Below are 23,170 nucleotides of genomic sequence, written 5' to 3' on the forward strand. Positions count from 1 at the left end.
CTATTTTCGCTGATCTTGACTTTATAAACAATCAATGGTTACCTAATCGGTTACCATTTACTCTCAGCGTGCGCCAATGCTCAGTTGTAGCTGTTTGCAATCGTTGCTTCTTCAGCTCATGAACAACTGTGGCTAAACCACAAATTCCTTCGCTACCAGAAATCGATGATAGCTTGTCGTACTACACCGATGATGGTGCAGTTGCCGTTGATCGGTATTGCAGGGTATTGCGGGTTCAAAGGTTTTAGGTACTTCTGTTCACCATCAATAACTAACTGCTTAAAGGTTGCTTCTTTCGAATCATCCAAACGCGCAACAACCAATGAACCTGAAGAGTAAGGTAACTCAGGATCAACAACGATCACTGCCCCCTCAGGTATGGATTTTTTTCCGCTTGGATTTTCCATACTGTCGCCTTTTACGCGAAGTGCGAAACAACCCTCATGTGCTTTCCCAGTGACTTCACGCCACTCCTCAGCATCTTCATGGGCAAATCCCTCCGCTATTTCAGTCCAATCACCGGCCTGAACCCAGTTAATGAGAGGAATTCTTCCCTTAATATCAGGCCCGACTTCTACATTACCGACCCCCAAGCCAATCTCGCCATCACCTGTGGCGAGCCAATGAGCATTCACGCGAAGCGCCTCCGCGATCTGCATGGTGTAACGAGACCTAGCCGATTTACCAGAGCAAATCTGGCTGATCGACTGCTGTTTGATACCAATGCGACGAGCCAACTCTGACTGAGTCACCCCAGTAAGCTGCAAGGCATGGTTTAGTCGTTCGGATAAAGTTTTCATAAGCCCGTATTCTACAAATAAAACTGTAGCCTTTCAACAATTTTAACTGTTGACTTATCTACAGTTTAAACTGTAACATTCAATCTTGTAACAGTTATTATTGTAACAGGAGACGGTATGGAAGTGTTCAACACAACACAAAAACATCTCCGCCGTGCCATTGACTTGGTCGGCGGGCAATCAGCATTAGCACGAGCCATCAACTCAAAACAGCAAAACGTCTGGTTTTGGTTGAATAAATCAGGGCGTGTTCCCGCTGAATTCGTTTTACCCATCGAACAAGCTACGCAAGGACAGGTAACCCGATCCCAGTTAAGACCGGACATCTATCCGGAATGCCCAAGCGAGCTGAAAGCCAGTAACCAGTAGGATTAAGGGCAAATAATGGTCAGCATTTTACGTAAACACAAAAGCGAGTTCCTCCATGCGTGATTATGGCAAGGTCTATACCCGCTTTTGGCTAAAGCAAAACGTTTTGTCCTGGAGTGACTCAGCGAAGTTGCTAGGACTGTATTTGCTTACATGCCCACATTGTAATTTGCTTGGCTGCTTTCGATTGCCGATTGGTTACGTTGCTTCTGACTTGAACTGGGATGAGCAACAGGTTGCCAAGGCTCTAAATGAGTTGAAACAAGATCAGTTCCTCATTCGTTGCGAGGAATCCGGTTGGACTTTGATTCGGAGCTTTCTGAAGCACAACCCAATCGAAAACCCAAACCAAGGTAAAGCAGCCTTTCGGTTGCTTAAAGATGTACCTGCCGACTTCATTGGTATGGCATCGCTTTTGAAATCTCTTGCCGCTTTTCAAGCTCGGCTACCAGAAGAATTTTCATCATTGTTTATGCCTGATGGCAACCCGGTAAGGGACTCTCAACGGTCGGATGACTCTGAGAGAAGCAATAAACCAACAGTTAAAACTGTTGACCAGATACAGTTTGAAGACTTCTGGGATGTACAAATACGCAAAGAAAAAAAAGCGAAAGCCAAAGAAGAATGGCTACGCATGGGCCTCAATGAAGACCATGAACTCGCCTTGGAAGTGCTAACACGCTGGAAAGAGCAACGAGACAACCGATTGCAATATCAAGATCGGACTAAGACCCCTATGCCACATAACTGGCTTTTAAACCGGCAATGGGAAGACGAGTACGTTCGCATTGATGAAGTACAGCAATCATCGACGAGCCTAAAGGGCAGCAATCACCAATTGAACATTGAAGAAAGCAATCGCCGCATTGCTGAAAGCTGGGCCGGACCAGGTATTCGGGAGGTTCGTTCAAGTGCAGGAGGTTGATAAACGCGAGTTTGCTGAAGTTTGGGGAGCTGCTTGGGCCATGTATGGCAAAAGCGTATCACCACAATTGCTATCCATCGCATTTGAAGCCCTTCGTGCTTATAGCATTGAAGAAGTGCGAATCGGTCTGACTCGGCATATTCAATCACCGGATACTGGGCAATTTTTTCCAAAGCCCGCTGACGTCATCAAGCATATCGATGGCAACTCAGGTTCAAGAGCCATGATTGCTTGGAACAAAGTTGACAAGGCTGTTCGTCAGGTTGGCGCTTGGACATCCGTGATGTTTGACGATGCGCTTATCCACCGCGTGATTTCAGACATGGGTGGATGGGTTGAACTCTGCAAGGTTGATGACAGGGAATACCCCTTTAAGCAAAAAGAGTTTTTAACACGCTACCAGGCTTACTTGCTACGGGACGAAGTGGGTGAATACCCAAGGCTATTACAGGGTATTGCAGACCATCAGAACCAGCAAAAAGGATTTGATATGCAAGCGCCGGTTGCCGTAGGCGACTGGTCAAAAGCGGCACAAGTTTATACGAGAGGCATCGCCGACTTTAGCGCAGTGCCATTAAAAAGAATAAGCCCGAAAGCCATTCAGGCGCTTCTCGGAAATCAATTAGAGGACAAAAATGAAAACGATTAAAGAAAAAACCATTGCCCTAGTGATAGCCATGTCCGCAAGCACTTCAGTCTATGCGTTTCCGGGCTATCAGTGGGAAAAAGCAGCACAAAGCGTTGGTATTGATCCAGTCATGCTCTACGCCGTTGCCTTGGCTGAGTCGGCCTCACATCGTGGTCTCAACATGACCAGTCCATGGCCATACGCAATTCGCAATGGCTCAAACGCAACCTACGCCAAATCTAAGACAGAAGCAGAGCAACTGTTAAACCAGGCACTGCAAGAGACTGAAAAATATCAGCTCGATATTGGCCTTATGCAAATCAATTTGCATTGGCATGGGCATCGGGTGAGCTCAGCAGCGGAACTGCTAGACCCCATCACCAACCTTACGGTCGGCTCAAGTATTTTGGCCGAAGCAATTAAGTCTTCACCAAATGATTTAGAGCTTGGCATAGGCCGCTATCACAGTTGGAACGAAGAGCGTGCACGCTGGTATGGGCAAAGAGTGCTTTCTATTTATCGCAATATTTTACATGAACTGGAGGTCCGTCAATGACAACCAATCAACAAGACTTCTATCAATTAAATTTGGCGTACCTACACGCAGCACGAGAATTAGCGCGAATTGATCCGCAAGAGGCCGTCTTGCGCTTTGGACTTACACGCGACGTGGTTGATGCTCTGATTAATGCTGGTGTTGACGACCTGCAACGAGTGGCGACCTCATCATTCATGCTGTTTCAACCAAGGGGTAACCAAAGCCAACTGATTGAGATGGTGAAGAGCAAAGGCACAGGTATCCCAAGAATCGCTTATTTATTATCAACCCTAAACAATAAGGGGGATGCATGATTGATAACCTGTCCAAAAGTGAGCTATTTACCCGAGCCTCGCTGCTTATTAAATACGGATTTCGAACAACCATTATCGCGCTCGATACAGGTTTGCCAATCCACATTATCAGAAGGCTCCACAAAGAAGTAACTGGCAAGTCACCTTGCCCTGGTCAATTGCCAGAATCTGATGCCATTGTTAAAAGCAGAAGAGCCTTAGTTGAAGGCTCCCTGCTGATGGCGCTTTATGTCAATATTGGGGGTGATAATGTCTACAAGCAATTAAATATTGATGCTTTGATGAAGGCTTACGATGCGTATTTGGTTGCAAGGGAAGAAGCAGATCTTCCAGCTGAAATCCCCTGGAAAAAACTGACCATCAATGAAGGTTGGGTTCTAGCTCGTGATTTAAGATCACAGCTTGCATCCTTACACCGGTGTCGGTGTGGCAGTCTGTATTTGACGGTATCACAACAGCGCATTCAGCTTAAATGCCCTGTGTGTGAGATTATGGCCGAGCAAACCACTAGAGCACTTTTTGAGAACTAACATGCTGATGCATGATTTGATTGTGCACCTCCCGTGCACTTTGAGAGTACTAAGAAGATGACAAACTTACTTAAATCTTTAACAGCACGCTGCTGGTTTATATCACTGGGGCTTTTTCTGGCGACTTTGGCTGCGGCTCATTTCTTTCCATCAGAAATATTAACGGCATCTGCCAAGTTAGCGGCTTTGCCATTTCTGTTCTGCACCGTCGTATTTTTCAGCTACTTGGGATTCAAAGCGACCTGTAATCCCATCGGACTTATAGCCATAATCACTATGCTTGTAGCAATCGCATATTGGCAAGCGAGTTGGGCAATTTTATGTGTCGGTTTGGCTTTCTTAGGCTTAAGCGGACTAATCCATTTATTTCAAAGACAACTGAAAGATACCGGTCGAGAACTAAGCCTGAGCGAAAAAAAATATTGGTACTGGGTAAACGAATTTGCAGACGGTCGCTCATCCATCCTCCCAAAAAGGCCAAAAAAATAGCCAGCCCATCACATGCTGGCTACCTTCTGTTTTTAGTTCCTTCCTGAAGCCTGGTTATAGGCCCTAATATCGATCAAGTTGTTCTGAGCATAATCACCCGCAAGGGATGCATTTGAGATCACCGCTATCTGCTTATCCACAAATGCTTTATCTTCTTCGGACACACTGTCGGGGATGTAAGCGCCACTCTCATCCTTTTGACGATACTCATTTAGCATTTGTTCCCTTAGGCCAAGCATTTCTGGCGACCAACTCGATGAGTCTTCAGAGTTGAATACGCGTCCCGCCAAACCTTCATTGAAAGCTTGAGCGAACACTTGACTTTGAATCGGGGTCAATCCCATTCTCTGCCCTTCGCTGTATGCTTCCTGTTTGAAATCATCGGCATACTGTTCTAAGAACTCACCATATCGATTGTTAACTGCCGCACCAAATGCCCCCGCCAACATGGCTTCAGACTTAGTGCCCCAGTTTACTTCGGAGGCATACTGCGAACTCGATCCACTGTATGCATCATTAAACGCCGTCAATGGATTTTCCAAAGAGGTTCCGGCATCAACGGCGGCTTTTAACCCATCCCAGGTTGATTTGCTGGCCACCGTTGCATTGTGCAAGAATCCTCGTGAGCCCGGGTCTTCAAGCGCTTGCTCCTTGTAACTCTCATAATCTTCGCCAAAATGATTCAAGGTATGCAGTGCTGCATCAGTATGCTTGCCACTGAAATCACCAATAGCACTGGCGCTGTTGAAGAACATTTCAGCACCAGAGACTCCGCTATCATCAGCCATAATGCGAGATCGCCACTGAGAGCCAGCTTCACTGTTTAGTCCAGATTGATAGGTACTTGTGTCAGAAGCTACGGCCTGCTGGGCTTGTTGCTGATGCGCATTCAGCTGTCCATCTACACCAGACAAATTGGTTTGGTAAGCCGATTGAGCTGCGTTGAACTGAGTTTGAACAGTTGCAACATCCTCGTAGCCGCCCAATACCCCCGATTCCACTTGGCTTTGAGTGCCACCAAAAGTAGGTGCAGCTGATGACAAGCCTTCATTTGAGCGCGGTTGAATTGATCGTAAATCGGCTCCAGTAGCCATGGCCATAACAGTCATTGCTGCTTGATAATCATTGTCTCGTTCAGCGGGCGTTGAGGAGTTGCTATAGGTTAAAGACTCCATCGCTGCGGCCACATACGCCTGATTATCATCAGGTAGCAAGCGCTGATACATTGGAAGGTTTTCACGTAATCGGTTACCGGCTTCAACATGCTGGTTCATATAGCGACCCAAATAATCCATGACTTCAGGATTATCCGCTGCTAATCGAGTTAACGTCGCACCATCCGTGTTCCTTTGTCCTGATAGACTGTAGCTGGCCTGATCAAGCTCACTAAAGCGGTTTGATGCCGTGATAACGTCTTGTGCTGAACTCTGAAGTGACTGATAGTCTTGGTTAGACAACGACATTTCAACGCCAGAACGTCTTGAATCTGAAAGGTCCTTAACCATTGCATCGCGATACTCAGCACGTCGTGAATCACTCGATGCCAAGCTTTGCATCTCCCCAGTGAGCGTATTTGCGGTCGTGGATCGAGAACTGCCTTCTGACGACTCAACTTGGCCACTAAAGTTTCCACCTAAATCCAAGCCTGCTCGTAACCGTGATATTTTTGGCACTCTTGAGGATTCAGGTTTATCGACTCCAGGCAAGTTACCTTGTGGGGAGTCATTCCCCCCTGTACCAAGTAATCTTCCCAAGAACCCTTTATCTGCTACTTCTTTATCATCGGTATTTGTAATGGTTCCATCTCCACCGACCCTTAGGCCTCCCGATAACACGCCAGATACCAAGCCACGTACAGCGTCTTTTTTATCGTCTCCGAAACCATACCGTGTTTGCAGGTCATCAGTGACCTGATTAACAACGGCGCTAGATGAGGAATTAGAAGAGCCGATCTGACGTCCAACCGAAGAAAGGTTGTCGTAACTTAGCTTTTCACCAAAGGTTCGACTCATGGTATTGCCAACCTGACGGCTAAAGGCTTGAGTTGCCTGAGTCATGGATTCTTTTGCAGAGCCGACCATTGAACCCACTGCGTTTCCGACAGAGAAACTGCTTAGCAGGTTTGACGCGCCGGTCATAGCAGAACCAGTGAGGGCTGAATTTTGGAACATTGACTGTGATTGCATCACCGGGGCATTTTTCGCGACATCTGGACTTGCCATCTTTTCATCAATGGCATCACCGTTTTGAAGACGTCCAGCTAAGTGGGTAGCGGTTATTGCTGAGCCATACACGAGCATGAGCGAAATTGCAGGAACACTCGACGCTAACATTCCGCCAGTAGCTATCCAGGTTTGCAGCACTGAATCCATCTGCATCATCCCAGCAAAAGATGGCACTTCTGTACCTGCAAAGGCATCAAGAGCCGACATTTTCCCTGCAACGGTTAAATGAATATACAGGTTAATGATGGCCATGACAGGCATCCAAAGTTGAATCCAAAGCAAGATTAACAAGTACTTCCCGGCCATTCGCATCCCGATTTGGCCAAGGGCAATCACAAAGGCCATCAATGGGGTGATGGCGTAAATGAAACCCTCAAAAAACGTCATCATCGGACGAACGATACTTTGGAACAGGGTCTGCTCCGCCGCCCATTGCGTATTGCGCTGCTCAATCGCTTGGTTAACCATCACGGCAGCGGTGAAAGCTTGATCATCCATATACTTGCCCGTCACGCTTTGCTCATAAATAGGCAAAAGCACTGACGCGGTCATGTACTCTTGGGTGTTAACCGAAGCCAAACCAAGGTTATTCAGTGCATTTCGGATCACGTCATCAGTATCCGTTGCTGACGAAGTTCCCAATGAGGCTGACAGAACCTGTTTAAGCCTTGGAATGAAGGTTGATTCTGTCATGAGTTTCAGCTGGCTATAGGCATCGGAGCAGTCCAAATCGCTACTGCTACCACTGAGCATGATGCGCGTGCCATAAATGCGCGAATCAAACCTAATCGCAGTCATCGGGTTAGGATCACTCAGCACCTGATCGAGGTTCTTTTGGCCAATGTCGATACCAATCAAGGTGCACTCTTTGATGTAGTTAAACCATGATTGTTCAATGTCAGAACCGGCGACACGATTTGCATCACCCAACCCCGAGCGATCCATCACCTGTTTTCTCACTTTAATCAGTGACTGTAAACTGGATGCAAAGCCGTATTCCGTCATGGCGGGAGTTGAGAACGCCGTTTCAAACAATCGCGTGATTTGAAAGCCAACAGTCGAAATCGTACTACCTGCGGCAGCAACACCGATGGGCACATTATCAACCACTCGAACTTGTCCCGTGTACGCATCCTCAATGCTCACTCGGGTACTGGGTCCAAACATGGTTGCAAAGACTAGCCATGAGACTAAAACGTGTTGAAAGTTAATCCCACGACCGCCTTGCATTAAGGCCTGAACAGAGATCATCAATACCCCAATGAGCAAGCCAATCCGAACCATTGAAGTAAAGTCGCCTGTACCAGTGATCATCGCGACAGCGTTCAAGACCTGCTCTAAAAATGCCGAATCCCCAATGGAATAGATCTCCCACATGACCTATTCCCCCAGTGCCGTAGATTTAACGGTGTAATAACGCTGCTTGCGAATGGTCTGAATCACCTGATTAAAATGCGCCAGCAACTCTTGCTCTGAGCCGTATCTTCGCTGTAACGCGGCGTACTCCTCATTGATTTGGCGACGTGCACGTTCAAGGTCTTCAGTTAACAACTTCGCATAGGCATGATCTTCTACACCAGAGGTGCTTCTAGCTGCATTGAGCATGTCTTCAACCAATGCCCGGGCCATCTCAACAGCAATAAATGGTGCAGCTCTTGAAGCAAACGACCTAGCAGCCCCTTCATTTAATGCAGAAAGTGTTCGAATCATGCCGCCAATGCTGGCGGGAGCCGAGGTCATAAAAGCCTTTTCGGTGGTGCTAGCAGCCCCTGTATTTCGAGCAAATTTAAAAATAATGCCGTTACTAGAACCTGTACCAAGAAGTAAATTTTCTACCTGAGTTGATAACCCGGTAAGAGTCACGTTAGTGATTGTTGGGTTCAGACAACCGTCTTGCGCCACTGTGTCACATCGGTACATAGCAACGTTGCCGCCATGAATTAGATGCTCAATAGTCACTTTATTGCCATTCAGCCTGGTCAGTTTTGGGGCTTTACCTTGGCCATCAGCGGCATTAGCTAGATCACCAACAATGATCGAACCAGTCACCGACATAACTGCTTCAAGAAAACGGTCATCCCCCGATGCAAACCAGCTTGATGCCGAATGACGTTTCAGTGCTCGCCAAACCAAATTACCTTTAATCGTTTTGTTCACATCAGTTGCCGCGACACTCGAAGCGTTCTCATATGGGTTCTTACCATTGGACTCACTCCAACTGGTAAAAACGTCTCCAGCCCCTTTAAGTGAGCTCAACATGCTGGCTTCTGTTTGCCCCTTTTTACCAAAAGCAGCCAGGGTATCGTTCACGACTCCCTGAGCCATTTGACAGGAATTGCCGAAATACTCGTTCAACTGCTGGATTTTCTTTTGCAGTGTCTCCATGTGCTGAGAGCATTTCTCACACATAGCACTGAGCGCCAATTGGAATGCGTACCCTTTGGCATTTGCCGCTACAGAGCGAAGCAATTGAACGAACTGATCAGCATTAACAAATGACAAACTTCCTGCGAACATATCAATGCCGCCACAACCAGCTTGGAATGACGGAGGCACCATAGAGACGAGGTTTTCGTTCATGATTCTGTTACGGACAACAACACTTCCGCCAGATATAACGCCACGCCGCTGACTCTCGAATACACCAGGCGCAGTGCTGTTGGTCATTGAACCAAATAACTGGTTCATCTCCTGTTGCAAGCTTGCTTGGCTCATAGACGAAAAACCAATCGCACAGGCGATTAGCGATACTTGGAATACTTTTTTCATCGTTATAACCCTCCTTGTGCACGCAGATAGCGAACAAGGAACTCAGGGTCCTGTAATATCTTTTCGTTAAGCTCTTGCGCTGACATCGCAAGTGACACACCGGGTTGAACAGGTCTGGTGGCATAGTAAGTTTGATCGTCAATCCAACCGGCTTGATGGGCTGCGAGAATGATTCGATTATTGAGCTCATCGAGGCTCATTGCACCCTGGCCAATCGGAGTTATGACGTTAGGCGGGTCAACTAAGAACACGGCAGGGACAGTCGTAACGGACAATGATTGAGCTTGTCCTGAATCGACTTTGTAATTAGGAAACTCTCCACCCGGTAAAGGCATGCCATCGACAGCAATAGCAAACACCTCGAAACCGTAGTTCAAAGCCATGGATTCGATGATAGGCGCTTGAGCATGGCAATAAGGACAATCCGAACGATAGAAGAAGAACAAGCCAGCCCGTTTTGCTACTTCACCTAAAGCTACATCACGTTGAGCGCCAGCTTCTCGATCCATCCGATTGGCAGCATAAGTCGCCAAGGGTCTGCGACTGATTTCATCCAAAACAGGATCGCCCATGACCACCTGCTGACTAACATCAGCAAACTGTGAGCCCTTATCCATCATGACGCGCTGGAGATACAGATAGGCTCTGACGTTCTCATTCGTCGGCTCATCAATTGCCTTGTCCATGAACGACTGCATATGCTCTCGGAACCATGCGGCACTGAAGGGCTTTAGCTCGTCCTGACTGGACTCAACGGAACCAAATTCCTGCTTTAAAAGCTCTTTAGGTTCCGCTGGCTCAGGAATGACCTGATACCAAAACCAGCCTTCCTGACCACGCTGATAGAATGGCCCATCACTAGCATGGGCGGGTAAGATGAATAGAAAGAAGATAATGATTGGGATGGTCATCCATAGGATGAACCAAGGGAACAAGGGGGTTCTCATTGTCAGCTCCAGAAAATTTCATAGAGCTAACATGCTAAAGATCCCCGTCAGGGCGATTAGCCAGATAGATGAAGGAATTGTGAGTGTTTCTGACTAGCTGTTGTGATCTGGTAAAGACAGCTAACGCTACAGTTGGAGTTGATGTTTCCTTGAAAAAAACTTAATGTGATTTTTAAATGCACGGTTTTTCTGTAGTCCGCAGAAATCATATAAGGAAATTTCAGTGTTTCTTAAAGAACTTAAATTAACTAATTTCAGAAGGTTTGAAAGCTTAAAAGTAAATTTTCAAAAAGGCTTAAATGTACTTGTTGGTGAAAATGACTCTGGCAAAACCGCTATAGTTGACGCGATTCGTTATATATTAAATACAAAAAGTTTTGAAAGTATTCGATTTGAGCCAAGAGATTTTTATAAACCATCTAAGATTACAGGTGGTAATCCGCAACAAGAAAGAGCCGATACATTTACCATTACTGCAATTTTTTCTGATTTCGAAGAACAAGAAGCAGCAAAATTTATTGAGTGGGGCTATTTCAACGAAGAAAAAGAATTTGAGTTAAGGTTATTTCTAAAAGCAAAATTACTAGATAACGATAGAATTACTTGGGATACAAAAGCTGGTCCTCAAGGTGCGGAATCACATATGGATAGTGATGCAAAAGCCTTACTGCAAGTCACATATTTAAAGCCTTTGCGAGACGCAGAAGCTGAAATGACACCTGGTTATCGTTCGCGTCTTGCACAGATATTACAGAGTCACAATAGTTTTAAAAAAGAAAAAGGAGTTGATGGACAATACAAAAAACATGAATTAGAAAAAATTATTGAGGATGCAAATAAAGAAATTTCAAAATTCCTCGATGACGTTAAAACTAAATCATCAGATGAAACTTCACCAACTATTCTCAAGAGTATTAACTCCTATGTTGAGGATTTTCGCCAAGTAGATGATCAGCGAGAAGCATCCGTAAAAATTGCAGATCCTGAGTTACACAAAATACTAAAAACTCTTGGATTAGAACTGGAAGAAAATAGTTCTGGACTGGGCACACTCAATAAACTTTTTATGGCGGCTGAGTTACTCCACCTTGAAACAGACCCTTTTGATACTTTACAGCTTTGTTTAATCGAAGAATTAGAAGCTCATTTACATCCACAAGCTCAGCTGCGAGTAATTAACGCTCTAAAAAATATTAGCAATAAGAATGGCAATCAATTCATTTTAACCACACATAGCACAACAATTGGCGCATCTATTAGTTTAGAAAATCTAATTTTATGTCGAGGAAAAAATGTATATCCAATGTGGAAAGGGCAAACTAATTTAGCTATTGGTGATTATAAATTTCTGCAACGGTTCTTAGACTCAACTAAAGCAAATATGTTTTTTGCTCGAGGGGTCATAATGGTTGAGGGCGATGCCGAAAATATCTTAATACCCACTATTGCTGATTTAATAGGCAAACCGTTACATAAATATGGGGTTTCTATTGTCAATGTCGGTAGTACCGCATTTTTGCGATATTCAAAAATATTTCAAAGAAAAACTTTACCTGAATTGGATTTACCCGTTTCGGTGATCACCGATTTAGATATTCCCGCAATTGAACATTTCGATAGTGAACATAAAGATAAACCTGATTATTATCAAGTTAAAGATAATATCTTAACAGATACTAATGAAAATTCTCATTGTTTAGAAAGCATTCATAACAATATTTATACAAATTTAGATGACTTAAAAGCAGCGGTAAAAACCGCAATCAGTCAAACCACTATGCCTAAAGGGTTAAATGCTCAAATCGAACATTGGAAAATAAAACTCGATGAAAATAATATTCTAAACATTAGAACCGCAAAATCTCATATTCTAAAGCGAAAATATGACAGCCAAAATGTTAAAGTATTCACTAATAAAAACTGGACGCTAGAGTATGATTTAGCCTGTAGTGAAGAATTGCGAGATAGTTTTGCTTTAGCGGTTCAAATAGCTAAAAAAATCAAATCATCAGAAAGCTATTTTAATGAGTTATTTGATGAAGATGACAAGTTTCAAATACCCAAAGAGATAGATGGAGAAGTTACTCAAGGTAATAGTCTTGAAGAAATTGCTTACCACATATTCAAACCGTTTGTTGATTCAGCAAGCCCATCAAAAGCCGTTACCGCGCAAATATTTTCTGAAATATTACTGTTAAAAAAAGATACTTTATTTGAGGCGTTAAAACGCGATAGTTACTTAAAATACATTATTGACGCCATTGACTATGCGTGTGGAGTATTGAACGAGGAAGAACAAGCAAATGATTAAATTTTCTTTTACTAATGAAGAAATACAATCGGCTTGTAAAGAGCTTGGCTTACCTGAAAACACTTTTGATGATAAAACCAGTGAGCGGCGAAAAATAATAGATTGTTGGGATAATGCTAATATTATCGCTTGCCCAGGAAGTGGTAAAACCACAGTTTTATTAGTGAAACTATTATTGCTATCACAGCGTATGCCATTTGACGATGGTAGTGGTATTTGTGTATTAACCCATACCAATGTGGCTATTGATGAGATAAAGAATAGGCTGGGTAACAAAGCAGATATTCTTTTTAAATACCCCAACTTTTTTGGCACGATACAGAGTTTTGTTGGTCAATTTTTATTAAAAAAATCATTATGGGATTATTACCGTAGCCCTATAACCTCAGTAGATACAGTGGTGTTTAATCGTAAACTGATTAAAGAGTTTAAAAAACTGAATAATTATAAATCGAGATTACACAGTTTATTATTTCATTCTGCTTATAATCCAAAAATAACAAAAAAAGACATCGCAGCATACTGTTTTGCAGACGATTCGCTTTCAGATAAAGATAAAAGCTTCAGAGCAGGTCAATTATTTGAAGCTCTAAAAAAACAGAAAACTCTGAAAAAATCAGGCGAGTTAGAATATAGTAAATGCAAAAGTCTAGTTGCTGAAAATTTACCAGCAGAATTTAATAAACAGCTTTTGCTTAAAGAGTTGATTGATAGTAAACACAAATTGGCAATGGGCGAACTCACTAACAAAAAATGTGAATCGCTTGTAACTGATTTAAATCTAGATTTGATAAAAAACAATATATATAACAGAGCAAAAAATAGAGTTGTTGCAGGTAATAACACTGAATCATTCAAGGAATTCAAACTACTTAAAGAAGATATATACAAGCAAGGTATTGTCAGTTTTGAAGATGCATTTTCATTATCAAGTATAACTTTAAATGACTGTCCAGAAATAAGCCCCATTTTATCAAATAGATTTGGTTTCTTATTTGCTGACGAGATGCAAGACACTCAACTACATCAAATGGACATTATTAGTTCAGTATTTAACGAAGCTGTTATAAAGCAATATTTTGGTGATCCAGACCAAGCCATTTTTAATGGGTTTTCAGATGAAAAGTCAGCATGGAGGGACAATATAGTGGGATTTGAAAGATTAGCTATTTCTGACAGTAAAAGGTTTGGTAATGAGATAGCTGCATGTATTAATCCTTTCAAACAAGTGTTACCAAGCATTTCAGGTAATACACAAAAACAGTCACTTCAACCAACAATTTTATTGTTTGATCAACCCGAACAGGCGCTTGGTTTATTTGTTAAACAAATACACAACCACAAGCTTTTAGATAATGATTGGAGAAGCACTTCTGCGCGCTTTAATTTAGTCGGTTCTGTTGGTAAAGCGCCTGCAGAAAAAGATACCAAATTAACCATTAATTCCTACGTTGAAAATTATTCTAAAGAAACAACTAAGCGAAAAACCAATTTCGATAATCTCGTTTCGTATTTTCAGAAAAGACCTGAAGCAGAAATAAAACAATTAGGCACAAAAGTGTATTATGAGATTTTTGTTAACGCACTCGTGGCAACGCTGAATTTAATACCGAATAATCAATATTCAAAAAGTAAATTGTTGGCAGAGTTAAAAGAGAACCGCCATGAGTTTTTAACTGCCTATAACCTTTTTATTTTTAAGTGTATTCAGCAGATTGAAACTGATGCCATCTTACCAACTGATGTAAAAACAGAATTTATCAATTTATTAACCCAATATAACTATCAAATTCCACAAAACATTCCTTTTACAAGTGAAAACCAGATCAATTCAATGGACGCCTTTACACAAAAAAATAATGTAATAATGGAAGACGGAATAGAGATCAAGGTCGGCACAATTCATTCCATAAAAGGTGAAACACACATGGCGACTTTATTGGTTGAAAATGAAAACTATGGTGCCAGTGAATCGTCTTATTTTTGGGGATACAGTTCAGGTAACGACTTATTTTGCCCTAATAATACATATAAAAGACCAAAAAAATCATATACTCAATTAGAGCAACGGCTAAAAACGACTTATGTAGCTATGAGCCGACCGACTCATTTATTATGTGTTGCCGTACAGAAATCAAAGGCGGGTTGTCTAACATGCCCACCTGACAAAAAAGTCACTTGCAAATGGAAAGTCATACCATTTTTAGATGATTTAAGTTGAAAGCCTTTTGAATCCTACATTTTTTAAATGCTGATAGTATTTTTTATCGAATTCATAAGCCAATTAAAATTATGGTTAAATGTCAACTGGCATACTAGGAATATTAAAGATTTGCTAATACCACATTATTTTACTTAACTATGAAAACCGTAACCAACGTTTTCATTGAGTCACCCGGAATCATAACAAAGTGCATTTTGCTACCAAGATGCTGCCAGAACTCGGCCCCTTGTGCATATTTTTTGGCTTTTTGGATAGCGACGCTTTCTGGTAACTGGGCTTTAGTTAGCCCAGAGCATAGCAGCGTTGTGCACAAAGCCTTCCAAGGATGCTTAGGAGCACCGTCTGAAAGCCGTTCCACAAACCGTTCCAGTGCATGACGAGTCACCACGACAGGTCCAATGTTCGGAACGTTGATGACCTCATCGATTTCTCTCACTGTAGCATTATCGACGCTGTATTCTTCGAAGGAATGTGAGAGCCAATCGTCCCGCTTCTCTACCGAGATCTGTGCTTCCTGGTATCGAGTGAGCAAAAACCTAGTCAGGCTGTAAAGTGAATGCTGAGTTGAGCGTTGTTTCTGTAACTTTTTGATAGCTCCTTTACTGACCCGGATTTGAAGCCCATTACCGCTTCGGTTACTCCCCATCACCTCTTTCACTGACAGTAGGTGATGAATAGCATAAAGCTCAGCTGCAATTGGCTTTTGCTGCTCAGGTAGCTTGTCGTATTGCTCACCTAAATCGACCTTTAGCTCACCACCTCTTCGAAGGCCGGTCTTCCAGTAAACCGTAAACTCACCATCAATCTGCTTTGTTAACAGGGTTAATACCATCATGTTTGTTTCTCCTATTGGTTATCTTTTTTTCATTCTCCATGTTTTTTCAAATATGCAAGGCGCAAAAAAAGGGGCCGAAGCCCCTTGGATCAGATATGAACTTTCGGAAAGCCCATGGCACCGTAAACATTCAGCACATCATTCCAATCCCAACTTTTCACGCCGAGTGACGTTGGTATCGGGGGGATCAGGACTTGTGTCAGAATGCCTTTTTGCCAGGCTTTTTTCTTGAGTTCATTCGCTGCATTCAGGCCGGTCTCAGAGAGATCGTGATCTGCCCAGATGTACAGCATTTTCACATTACTTGGTGGTTCAAACCTAGCCAGTAGCGTTGCATTCACAACCGACCAACATGTTTGCCCCGTTGCTCTGGTTACCGCTAGGGCCGTTTCTATACCTTCAGAAACACCTAGGACTTCACCGGGCTCACCTATAGGAATGGCACCACCAGTGATTGTTCTGTCACTTGGTATCGGCATCATCTTTTTAGGCTTTTCAACCGGTGCTTTAAATCCATCTTCACTTAGGTAGATCCGATGAAACGTGGCCGAACGCCCTTGCTGAGTAACGATTTTACCTAGCAGCGCTGGGTAGCTATCGATAAACAGACCATCTTCATCATGGTAAGGCAAGTTTGGATGAAACCTCAGCACCGAATCCCATTCAGGACGAAGCCGCGTAACAATGCCACGACGATGCAAGTAGTTCCAAACTGGTTGCGCACGAGTATCTGCAAGAGATAGCGTTTCTCCCCAGGTTTGATTCAAACGATGGATAATCGCTTTGTCCTCGTCCTGCTTTTTAGTCTTCCAGTCAACAGCGTTACTCGGTATTGCCCGAGTTGGTACTTGTCCGGGTTGAATACCAAGAGCCTGGCCGATTGCTTCAATAGACTGAGCAAAGTTCCATCCATTGATCCAAGACAACAGTTCAAAACCATCATGAAAGATACCGCAGGTATTACAAACGCCACCACCGGTATATTCAGCATCTTTGAACAGCCTAAAGCCATCACGACCGCCATGAACAGGACAAGCCACATGACGGCCTTTTCGAGCAATAGCGGCATCAAGTTCTGGCACCAATGCCGCCAAGACTTGAAGCCATTGACCATTGAGATATGGCCTTACTGTGTCAATTTGTAAAGGTAACGCCATATAACCTCCTTAAGTAAAATGCCGACTCCTACCACAAGTGGTAAAAGTCAGCTTAGGTCCTGCATTGAGCCGTTTGGTTAATACAGGAGCGTTAGTCAAGCTGGATACCATGTCGTCTTAATAGCCACATGATGGAATCACGAAGCACATCAGGATCGACAACCGCAGCCATCGCGCAAACACGAAAGCAAAATGGCGCTAATTCGTCATTTTTAATCCACGACAACACATCCTTTCGCAACCGAGTACTGACACGGCCATCCAGCAATACTCGGATCGCATCCAATAGAATGCCTTCGCGTAATTGCCAGATTTCCGTGTCAGACCAAGTGACTGGGGCATCATCAAACTCAAATAGAAATTCGAGCTGTGATGACGTGTGTTGATGGGACTGCTTTTGTGATGTAGGAGAATGGGCAATGCGCCCATTCATTAAAGATAACCGCGTTCGGCAAGCGAAACGCAGCCCTCGGATGCGACCACGACATGGTCAAGCGTTCGAATATCAACAAGTGACAAGGCGTCACGGAGTCGATGAGTGATGCGTTTATCAGCTTCACTTGGCTCAGGATCACCCGATGGATGGTTATGAACCAGTATCACTGCTGCCGCATTAAGCTCAAGCGCTCGTTTTGTTACTTCCCTTGGATACACGCTCGCCGCATCTAAAGTGCCTTTAAATAGCTCTTCAAATCGAATAACGCGATGCTTTGTATCAAGAAACAGTACGCCAAAGACTTCGTGCTCATACTCGTGCATCAGTGTTTGCAAGTATGAGAACGCCGACGATGGCTGTTCAATTTTTCGACCTTTACTCAATCGACCACGGGCAAGCTTGAGCGCCATATCTAAGATATCCGCTTCAGTCACTTGCTCAGGAACGATGTAAGTACCGGCTTCTTCGCCAGCTAAGAACTTTTTGTTTTTCATAGGAGTCTCCCAAAAAAAAGCGGAGACGAACCCATGCCCTGACGGGGACGGAATCGTCCCCGCAGGGTGGTAAAATTGATGTGGTTACTGAATTAACAGTTGTTGTGTTACTTCGAATAACTCACGCTTCAGATCTTTGACGTCGTTAATCACGATGCTTTGAGGAAAGAATTTCTCAACACTGCGTGTTTGAATCCCGATCCCCAGCAGCTCAAAGCCACTGCGTCTGCACCGGTCAACAATGTCATGCGTAGCAGCCCAATCATCTGGGTCACCATCCGTTAGCACTATCATTAGCTTTCGCTTCTGTTTTTGTGCTAACAAACTGTTTGCCGCAAACCACATCGCTTGTGCCATAGGCGTACAACCTCGTGGTTTTTGGTCAAAACAGGCGGCCCGATGTCGAACCGATTGCTTGGGCAATAACGCGATAGAAACTTCCTGATGAATACCCGGAAAATAACTGACCGCAGGTACAACACCCGGTATGCCTTCCAGTGCCATGGCTAAAGCCAAAGCGGCTTCATTGGCAACATGAAAGTACTTGCGATTACCTTCACCAATGGGTTTACCCATTGAACCCGATATATCAACAAGTAAGTGCACAGCAGCATTGGGCGCAATGCGAGGCTGCCTTTGAATAAACAATCTCGACTCACCTGCTTGTAAAGCGGCAAGACGATGAGTTGCAACTCGAAGACCGTACCGTTTGGCATGATTCCGATTGTCCTGACTGGACTGAACCACGCCCCTAAGTCGGGCTCGAATTTGAGCCGACTCAGACGCCGATAAGGTCAAAATGGCCTCATCACCCAACATAGCTTGCTCTGCTTGAGGCAAACTGAGTGGAGTGACGCCCTGATGTCCTTCAGCTTGTTCCGACAACACTTCTGCCACTTGGGCAAAGGTATCGAGTTCAAACTGAGCGGCACTGGCCTCTAAGGCTTGTCGCAAATTGTCTGCTTGATCAGAGTTATCAGAATCCCCCGTTTCATCAGCATCCCCTGTTGCAGACGAACCAGTTTCCGGGGTTTGACTGTCACTACTGCTATTGCTGTCATTACTCGCATCTTGTCCAATGTCATTACCGCTATCAGCATCCGACTCATCCTGTGGTGGACGAGATTCTTCTTCCAACATGGCAACGATGGCATCGACAAGTTTTAGCACTTCACCTGTAGATACCAGGCTAGGCACTGCTGTCAGCATGGCGCTTAACCGGCTCATCGCTGCGGCAGGAAAGAGTTGTCTCACTCTTTCATCAACAGCTTGATACAAAGGCGTCAGCGCTTTCTGGCCCAGAAAATGGCATCTCAAGCGAAACAACAACCAGGCTTGCAAGTTAGATGCAGGCTCAAGCTGTTCAGGTACACACATTTGCTGTGTGTCCACCATGTACTCAATCACTTGCGAAATACTGCGCCGGGTTCCGGGGTAATCCTTTGCCAATTCGTTTTCAATGCGCACATCCTCAATAATATTGAGAAGTGCCTTACGGATCGGTTTGGACGACGCCTTCTGCACCATGTCAAAATTGGTATGCCGAATATGCGCCGCTTCATGAGCCAGATAACCCCAAGCTATCTGTTGATAGTGTGGGTCGTCTGGGTTTGCTGTTGGGATCACAATCCGCTCACCATCGGTAAACGCATCTTGTCCTTGAATAAGCACCTTCACACCAAACTTTTCGCCATAAGCGGCGGCAACGATTGGCAGTGCGTTTTTTAATGGATGATTCATGGGAGTCTCCTAATCATTAGGGGGAATACTCCCTCAGCGGGAGCGTTTCCCCGCTGGGAATGTAAGTGTTTAAACCTGTGCTTTTAGCTTATCCAGGTCGTATTTTTGACCTAACCAAGCCACCAATTGAGCTGGACTCTCGTGCTGCTCAAATGACGTTTTAAGCTGGTCTAAACTCAGGATGTCATCCAATGTCAGACCGTACTGGTCTTGTAACTGAGTAGACACCTCGTGTTGATATTGCAGCCAGGCCCGCTCAAAAGCGGTTTGCTGCAATGCCATGTTTGGAACAAATACCATGGCCGTTACCCAAGCTCCTTGTGCGTCCGCATCTGCGATCAGCACAGGGTTCTTGGGGATCACGACACTATGTGTTGAGTACGACCGTTGTACTAACATTCGACAACACGCCACTTCTGGTATCGATTCACTTTCAACCGCATCAGTCACACCACGAAAATGCGGTTCAAACTGGTTCAGTTGGCTGGGGTTATGGATGGTTGATTGCATAATTTCCTCTTACATAGTTCAGAGGACATGCGCCCTTCAGGGCAACATGCCCTCAAGGACGTTAGAAATAAAATGAGTTTGGTACAGTCGAACCAAGGTTTGGTCTGACGGTTGGTTGTGGTATTGCACGTAAGTTATCTGCCTGAGCAGATACTGGCTGTGCGGGTTTAGGTTCAGGTTTGGGCATCAGTTGTCTGATATCCAACTGACCTTCACCGTGCATTCTCATCTTGTCTGGATCAGACAAAATTAAAATGGTCGCCATCAGTTCGTGATAGAGATTGTCTGTCACAGGGCCGGTCTTCGGCAGACGAACAAATAAATTGTCCATCGCTTCGACCATCGGCTGAACTCGATGATCCAGGAATGACAAACCATCCAACTTGTCTCTTAATCGCTTGAGCGGATTAAGGGCTCGCTGACTGATTTGATTCTTACCTGCAACGGAACGCTCAAACAGTTCGTTGGCATCACGAGCCACCTCCCTAAAGAGGGTGTGTCCCATACCATTGACCTTGTCATCTAAGCCTCCAGCTTGGTCAGCTGGTTGCATTCGATAGATGGCATAATCGAACTGAAGTCGTTGTTCCACGTCTTCGATGGGTGATAATGCACGTCGGATTGCATCTGCAAATTCCGGGTGTTTCGCAACCCAGTCAAACGTCACCTGATCATAGTTGTCCAAGAACAACTGCTTGCACTGCGCAAACTCCTGACCGATCCGGTCAAGCTCTGGAACAATCTGATCAATTCGGTCTTCAGGGACGGCATAGCCACCTAAAAACCGCACACCGACTTGCTCACACAAGCGCTGCGCTTCTTTCTTAAGCCGTTCAAAGTTCGCCAATGCCTCTGGGTCGCAAATTTTTTTACTCCCTAAGCTGGCAACATCCTTCGGTGGAAGTTGGCTGCCATTGGCTAATCTGAAATCTTCAGGCCTTAGTTTTTTTCTACCGCTCCAGATGGAACAGTCGATGTGACAAATCAAAAGTTTGTCAAGGGTTTGAATACTCATAGTGCATCCTCATGCGAGATGGGGACGCACCACTCCCAACAGGAGCAATGGCCCCCGTTTGGGTGGTAGTAGTTGACGCGCTAATGGCAATACCACTATCAGAAATAGTAATTTTGCGAATCAGGCGACGATTGGTTGAGATCGATTTTCGCAGGCATTAAGTCCAGTGCTTCAGCAATCGGGCGAACCCGCTCTAAATCACTGCCTAAAAGCCTCAATACATCTTTTTCCAACTTCAGTTGGTCGGATACTTCTATCCCTTCAGGACTCGCTACTGTGAGCGAACACAGAGGTGGTAATTGACGCTTAAAGGCCAGTAACAGCAACAATGGCCACGGGCCATCATCCGTGTTAACAATGCCAGCGCCTTCACCTGACACAATGCTGATTTGATTGGTACTAGGTAATCCGCTTTTGCAAAACCCTAATGACCATTCTCCAATCCTGACCTGGTTATCATCAATAACAGCCAAGCCATAGGCTTCAAGCAGCTTTGCCATATCGAACAACGCTTTTTGCGCCAGCGAGATTTGGCCATTGACGTCCTTGCGAGTACGAAACTCCCAACTGACGTTATTGGCGCACGCGACGCTATCTAGCGCATTTGAGAGTTCAAATGGCCGCCCTTGATGATCAATGCCGACTTGTCCAACAAATAGATAACCCTTGTTGATTTTCTCATTGATTCTTCGGTCTGCTTCAGCCTTAGGATCAGTCGATTCAATCAATCGCTGCTGCGACAATTGACCTGCTTTTCCAAACCGAACTTCAATCTCCTGGGTATCTGATCCAACGTAAATGGCCCATTCTTTGGCTGTCCCATCAGAATGACTGTAACGGTAAAGAGCAAAGCACTTTTCCATCATTAATCCTCCCAGTGGTCACCGAAGACATCAGCGGCAATACGGTGAATGGCTTCACGTTGCTCCAACTCAGCACGAGCCGTCAAAGACCGAACCAGTGCATACTCCACTGCGTTAGGAGCGCCTTTAAAAGCAAGTGTTAGCTTTGCCCAGCGCACCAAGGTCCGAGTGGACATGGTGATACTAAGCTCAGCACCGCCATCCGCGCCCCCAATAAAAAGACGGCGAATGTCACCAGCCACTTTCACCATTTTTTGGCGGAAGACTTCTGGTAAGCCCGGCGCAACGTTCTCCAGAATTGCTTCCTCTACAGAAGGCTCTGCATAGGCCGCTTCGATGATTCTAAAGCGATCAAGAAAAGCCAAATTCTGTTGAAGCACACCTTGATACAAGCCCGTCTGGTCACCGCTGCCCGCACTGTTGCCGGTTGCGATAAAACGAAACTTGTTATGTGGCATGATGATCTCACCGCCATTTTGTGCGATGACCAACGGGGCACCTTCCAAAATGTCATTGAGCCCAGCCAGTTCAGCAGGCTCAGCAAGATCCATTTCATTAATGATCAGCAAATGGCCATGCTTTACAGCCAGTGCCAGCGGTCCATACACAAAGGTCATGTTGCCATTAACCAGCGTGTGGTGACCGATAAGATCGGACAACTCCAATCGACCGTGTGCAGTAATTTGCTGAACAGGCCAATTCAATCGAGAAGCAACTTGGCAAATTAGCGAGGTCTTACCGCATCCCGTGGGGCCTGTAATATACAAACCGTCACCGTCTGGGTGAGACAAGAACGCCAATACGTCACGTAAGTCTTCTTTTCTAAAAACATACTCGTCCTTGCGAACGGGAATGTTTGGATGGGTAGTGTCGGCACCATATCCTTCCAGAACGAAAGCATCAGGAGCCGGGACATTAAACGCTTGATTCACTTGAACCAAAAATGGGGATTGTTCTGTCATGGTAAACCTCATTAGTTTTAACGAGGCCCCATGCCCCAACAGGGTATGAAGTCCCCGTCGGGTGGTGTGTTGATTGTGGTATGGCTGTG

General features: G+C 44.7%; 22 protein-coding genes. 9 read left to right on the plus strand and 13 right to left on the minus strand.

Features of this window, described 5'->3' with window-relative positions; genetic code table 11:
- Positions 1-152: 152 nt before the first annotated feature.
- On the minus strand, positions 153-800 hold the full coding sequence (locus tag PR800_RS12700; protein ID WP_000854920.1) for a LexA family protein: 648 nt from the start codon (positions 798-800) through the stop codon (positions 153-155).
- Between the two features lie 117 nt (positions 801-917).
- Here PR800_RS12700 and PR800_RS12705 point away from each other — a divergent pair, with 117 nt between their 5' ends.
- From PR800_RS12705 to eexR, 7 genes are all read left to right on the plus strand, one after another.
- Positions 918-1,169, plus strand: coding sequence for a helix-turn-helix domain-containing protein (locus PR800_RS12705; RefSeq protein ID WP_000451746.1), 252 nt, complete (start codon positions 918-920; stop codon positions 1,167-1,169).
- A gap of 304 nt (positions 1,170-1,473) precedes the next feature.
- Positions 1,474-2,094 carry a hypothetical protein gene (locus PR800_RS12710; RefSeq protein ID WP_442959876.1) on the plus strand — a complete coding sequence of 207 codons (621 nt, stop codon included), beginning with the start codon at positions 1,474-1,476 and terminating at the stop codon, positions 2,092-2,094.
- On the plus strand, positions 2,081-2,743 hold the full coding sequence (locus tag PR800_RS12715; RefSeq protein ID WP_055648505.1) for a DUF6475 domain-containing protein: 663 nt from the start codon (positions 2,081-2,083) through the stop codon (positions 2,741-2,743). The genes PR800_RS12710 and PR800_RS12715 overlap by 14 nt, the downstream gene beginning before the upstream one ends.
- A gap of 28 nt (positions 2,744-2,771) precedes the next feature.
- Entirely contained in the window at positions 2,772-3,278 is a 507-nt protein-coding gene (locus PR800_RS12720; protein WP_222768768.1) for a lytic transglycosylase domain-containing protein, read from the plus strand.
- Positions 3,275-3,574: a flagellar transcriptional regulator FlhD gene (locus PR800_RS12725; protein WP_000210563.1), complete on the plus strand. Its 300-nt coding sequence runs from the start codon at positions 3,275-3,277 to the stop codon at positions 3,572-3,574. Before PR800_RS12720 ends, PR800_RS12725 begins: the two co-directional genes overlap by 4 nt.
- Positions 3,571-4,104: a FlhC family transcriptional regulator gene (locus PR800_RS12730; RefSeq protein WP_000566753.1), complete on the plus strand. Its 534-nt coding sequence runs from the start codon at positions 3,571-3,573 to the stop codon at positions 4,102-4,104. Before PR800_RS12725 ends, PR800_RS12730 begins: the two co-directional genes overlap by 4 nt.
- A 57-nt stretch (positions 4,105-4,161) precedes the next feature.
- Positions 4,162-4,593: an entry exclusion protein EexR gene (eexR, locus tag PR800_RS12735; RefSeq protein WP_138686489.1), complete on the plus strand. Its 432-nt coding sequence runs from the start codon at positions 4,162-4,164 to the stop codon at positions 4,591-4,593.
- Between the two features lie 32 nt (positions 4,594-4,625).
- Here the strand turns inward: eexR and PR800_RS12740 are convergent, their stop codons facing one another.
- The 3 genes from PR800_RS12740 to PR800_RS12750 are packed head-to-tail and all read right to left on the minus strand — an operon-like array spanning position 4,626 to position 10,534.
- Positions 4,626-8,195 (minus strand): conjugal transfer protein TraG N-terminal domain-containing protein, encoded by a 3,570-nt coding sequence (locus tag PR800_RS12740; protein ID WP_272530965.1) that lies wholly within the window; start codon positions 8,193-8,195, stop codon positions 4,626-4,628.
- Positions 8,196-8,198: 3 nt separating this feature from the next.
- Complete coding sequence (locus PR800_RS12745) at positions 8,199-9,587, minus strand: conjugal transfer protein TraH (RefSeq protein ID WP_272530966.1); 1,389 nt, start codon at positions 9,585-9,587, stop codon at positions 8,199-8,201.
- 2 nt (positions 9,588-9,589) lie between these two features.
- Positions 9,590-10,534, minus strand: coding sequence for a thioredoxin family protein (locus PR800_RS12750; RefSeq protein WP_272530967.1), 945 nt, complete (start codon positions 10,532-10,534; stop codon positions 9,590-9,592).
- A gap of 223 nt (positions 10,535-10,757) precedes the next feature.
- Here PR800_RS12750 and PR800_RS12755 point away from each other — a divergent pair, with 223 nt between their 5' ends.
- Complete coding sequence (locus tag PR800_RS12755; protein ID WP_272530969.1) at positions 10,758-12,845, plus strand: ATP-dependent nuclease; 2,088 nt, start codon at positions 10,758-10,760, stop codon at positions 12,843-12,845.
- Complete coding sequence (locus tag PR800_RS12760; RefSeq protein WP_272530970.1) at positions 12,838-15,066, plus strand: UvrD-helicase domain-containing protein; 2,229 nt, start codon at positions 12,838-12,840, stop codon at positions 15,064-15,066. The genes PR800_RS12755 and PR800_RS12760 overlap by 8 nt, the downstream gene beginning before the upstream one ends.
- A gap of 130 nt (positions 15,067-15,196) precedes the next feature.
- Here PR800_RS12760 and PR800_RS12765 read toward each other — a convergent pair whose 3' ends face one another.
- From PR800_RS12765 to PR800_RS12805, 9 genes are all read right to left on the minus strand, one after another.
- The gene (locus PR800_RS12765; protein ID WP_272530972.1) at positions 15,197-15,904 is read right to left on the minus strand and encodes a hypothetical protein; all 708 of its coding nucleotides are present in this window, start codon (positions 15,902-15,904) and stop codon (positions 15,197-15,199) included.
- Between the two features lie 89 nt (positions 15,905-15,993).
- Complete coding sequence (locus PR800_RS12770) at positions 15,994-17,061, minus strand: DUF7146 domain-containing protein (RefSeq protein WP_272530974.1); 1,068 nt, start codon at positions 17,059-17,061, stop codon at positions 15,994-15,996.
- 91 nt (positions 17,062-17,152) lie between these two features.
- Positions 17,153-17,494, minus strand: a complete 342-nt coding sequence (locus PR800_RS12775) for a hypothetical protein (RefSeq protein WP_001014427.1) — start codon at positions 17,492-17,494, stop codon at positions 17,153-17,155.
- Positions 17,494-17,991 (minus strand): RadC family protein, encoded by a 498-nt coding sequence (gene radC / locus PR800_RS12780; RefSeq protein WP_000791199.1) that lies wholly within the window; start codon positions 17,989-17,991, stop codon positions 17,494-17,496. The genes PR800_RS12775 and radC overlap by 1 nt, the downstream gene beginning before the upstream one ends.
- Positions 17,992-18,075: 84 nt before the next feature.
- The gene (locus PR800_RS12785) at positions 18,076-19,731 is read right to left on the minus strand and encodes a VWA domain-containing protein (RefSeq protein ID WP_272530977.1); all 1,656 of its coding nucleotides are present in this window, start codon (positions 19,729-19,731) and stop codon (positions 18,076-18,078) included.
- Between the two features lie 69 nt (positions 19,732-19,800).
- Entirely contained in the window at positions 19,801-20,241 is a 441-nt protein-coding gene (locus PR800_RS12790; RefSeq protein WP_272530979.1) for a hypothetical protein, read from the minus strand.
- A 61-nt stretch (positions 20,242-20,302) separates the two neighbouring features.
- On the minus strand, positions 20,303-21,256 hold the full coding sequence (locus PR800_RS12795) for a DUF3150 domain-containing protein (RefSeq protein ID WP_053426188.1): 954 nt from the start codon (positions 21,254-21,256) through the stop codon (positions 20,303-20,305).
- 98 nt (positions 21,257-21,354) lie between these two features.
- On the minus strand, positions 21,355-22,122 hold the full coding sequence (locus PR800_RS12800) for a hypothetical protein (RefSeq protein ID WP_272530983.1): 768 nt from the start codon (positions 22,120-22,122) through the stop codon (positions 21,355-21,357).
- Positions 22,122-23,081 carry an AAA family ATPase gene (locus tag PR800_RS12805; protein ID WP_071171163.1) on the minus strand — a complete coding sequence of 320 codons (960 nt, stop codon included), beginning with the start codon at positions 23,079-23,081 and terminating at the stop codon, positions 22,122-22,124. Before PR800_RS12805 ends, PR800_RS12800 begins: the two co-directional genes overlap by 1 nt.
- Positions 23,082-23,170: the final 89 nt, after the last annotated feature.

Source organism: Providencia sp. PROV205, from assembly GCF_028479505.1.
Lineage (GTDB): Bacteria > Pseudomonadota > Gammaproteobacteria > Enterobacterales > Enterobacteriaceae > Providencia > Providencia huaxiensis.

Bases quoted from the DNA above. Each gene is read 5' to 3' on its own strand.
- PR800_RS12700 (WP_000854920.1), bottom strand. From the start codon at position 800: ATGAAAACTTTATCCGAACGACTAAACCATGCCTTGCAGCTTACTGGG.
- PR800_RS12705 (WP_000451746.1), top strand. From the start codon at position 918: ATGGAAGTGTTCAACACAACACAAAAACATCTCCGCCGTGCCATTGAC.
- PR800_RS12720 (WP_222768768.1), top strand. From the start codon at position 2,772: ATGTCCGCAAGCACTTCAGTCTATGCGTTTCCGGGCTATCAGTGGGAA.
- PR800_RS12725 (WP_000210563.1), top strand. From the start codon at position 3,275: ATGACAACCAATCAACAAGACTTCTATCAATTAAATTTGGCGTACCTA.
- PR800_RS12730 (WP_000566753.1), top strand. From the start codon at position 3,571: ATGATTGATAACCTGTCCAAAAGTGAGCTATTTACCCGAGCCTCGCTG.
- eexR (WP_138686489.1), top strand. From the start codon at position 4,162: ATGACAAACTTACTTAAATCTTTAACAGCACGCTGCTGGTTTATATCA.
- PR800_RS12740 (WP_272530965.1), bottom strand. From the start codon at position 8,195: ATGTGGGAGATCTATTCCATTGGGGATTCGGCATTTTTAGAGCAGGTC.
- PR800_RS12745 (WP_272530966.1), bottom strand. From the start codon at position 9,587: ATGAAAAAAGTATTCCAAGTATCGCTAATCGCCTGTGCGATTGGTTTT.
- PR800_RS12750 (WP_272530967.1), bottom strand. From the start codon at position 10,534: ATGAGAACCCCCTTGTTCCCTTGGTTCATCCTATGGATGACCATCCCA.
- PR800_RS12760 (WP_272530970.1), top strand. From the start codon at position 12,838: ATGATTAAATTTTCTTTTACTAATGAAGAAATACAATCGGCTTGTAAA.
- PR800_RS12765 (WP_272530972.1), bottom strand. From the start codon at position 15,904: ATGATGGTATTAACCCTGTTAACAAAGCAGATTGATGGTGAGTTTACG.
- PR800_RS12770 (WP_272530974.1), bottom strand. From the start codon at position 17,061: ATGGCGTTACCTTTACAAATTGACACAGTAAGGCCATATCTCAATGGT.
- PR800_RS12775 (WP_001014427.1), bottom strand. From the start codon at position 17,494: ATGAATGGGCGCATTGCCCATTCTCCTACATCACAAAAGCAGTCCCAT.
- radC (WP_000791199.1), bottom strand. From the start codon at position 17,991: ATGAAAAACAAAAAGTTCTTAGCTGGCGAAGAAGCCGGTACTTACATC.
- PR800_RS12785 (WP_272530977.1), bottom strand. From the start codon at position 19,731: ATGAATCATCCATTAAAAAACGCACTGCCAATCGTTGCCGCCGCTTAT.
- PR800_RS12790 (WP_272530979.1), bottom strand. From the start codon at position 20,241: ATGCAATCAACCATCCATAACCCCAGCCAACTGAACCAGTTTGAACCG.
- PR800_RS12795 (WP_053426188.1), bottom strand. From the start codon at position 21,256: ATGAGTATTCAAACCCTTGACAAACTTTTGATTTGTCACATCGACTGT.
- PR800_RS12800 (WP_272530983.1), bottom strand. From the start codon at position 22,122: ATGATGGAAAAGTGCTTTGCTCTTTACCGTTACAGTCATTCTGATGGG.
- PR800_RS12805 (WP_071171163.1), bottom strand. From the start codon at position 23,081: ATGACAGAACAATCCCCATTTTTGGTTCAAGTGAATCAAGCGTTTAAT.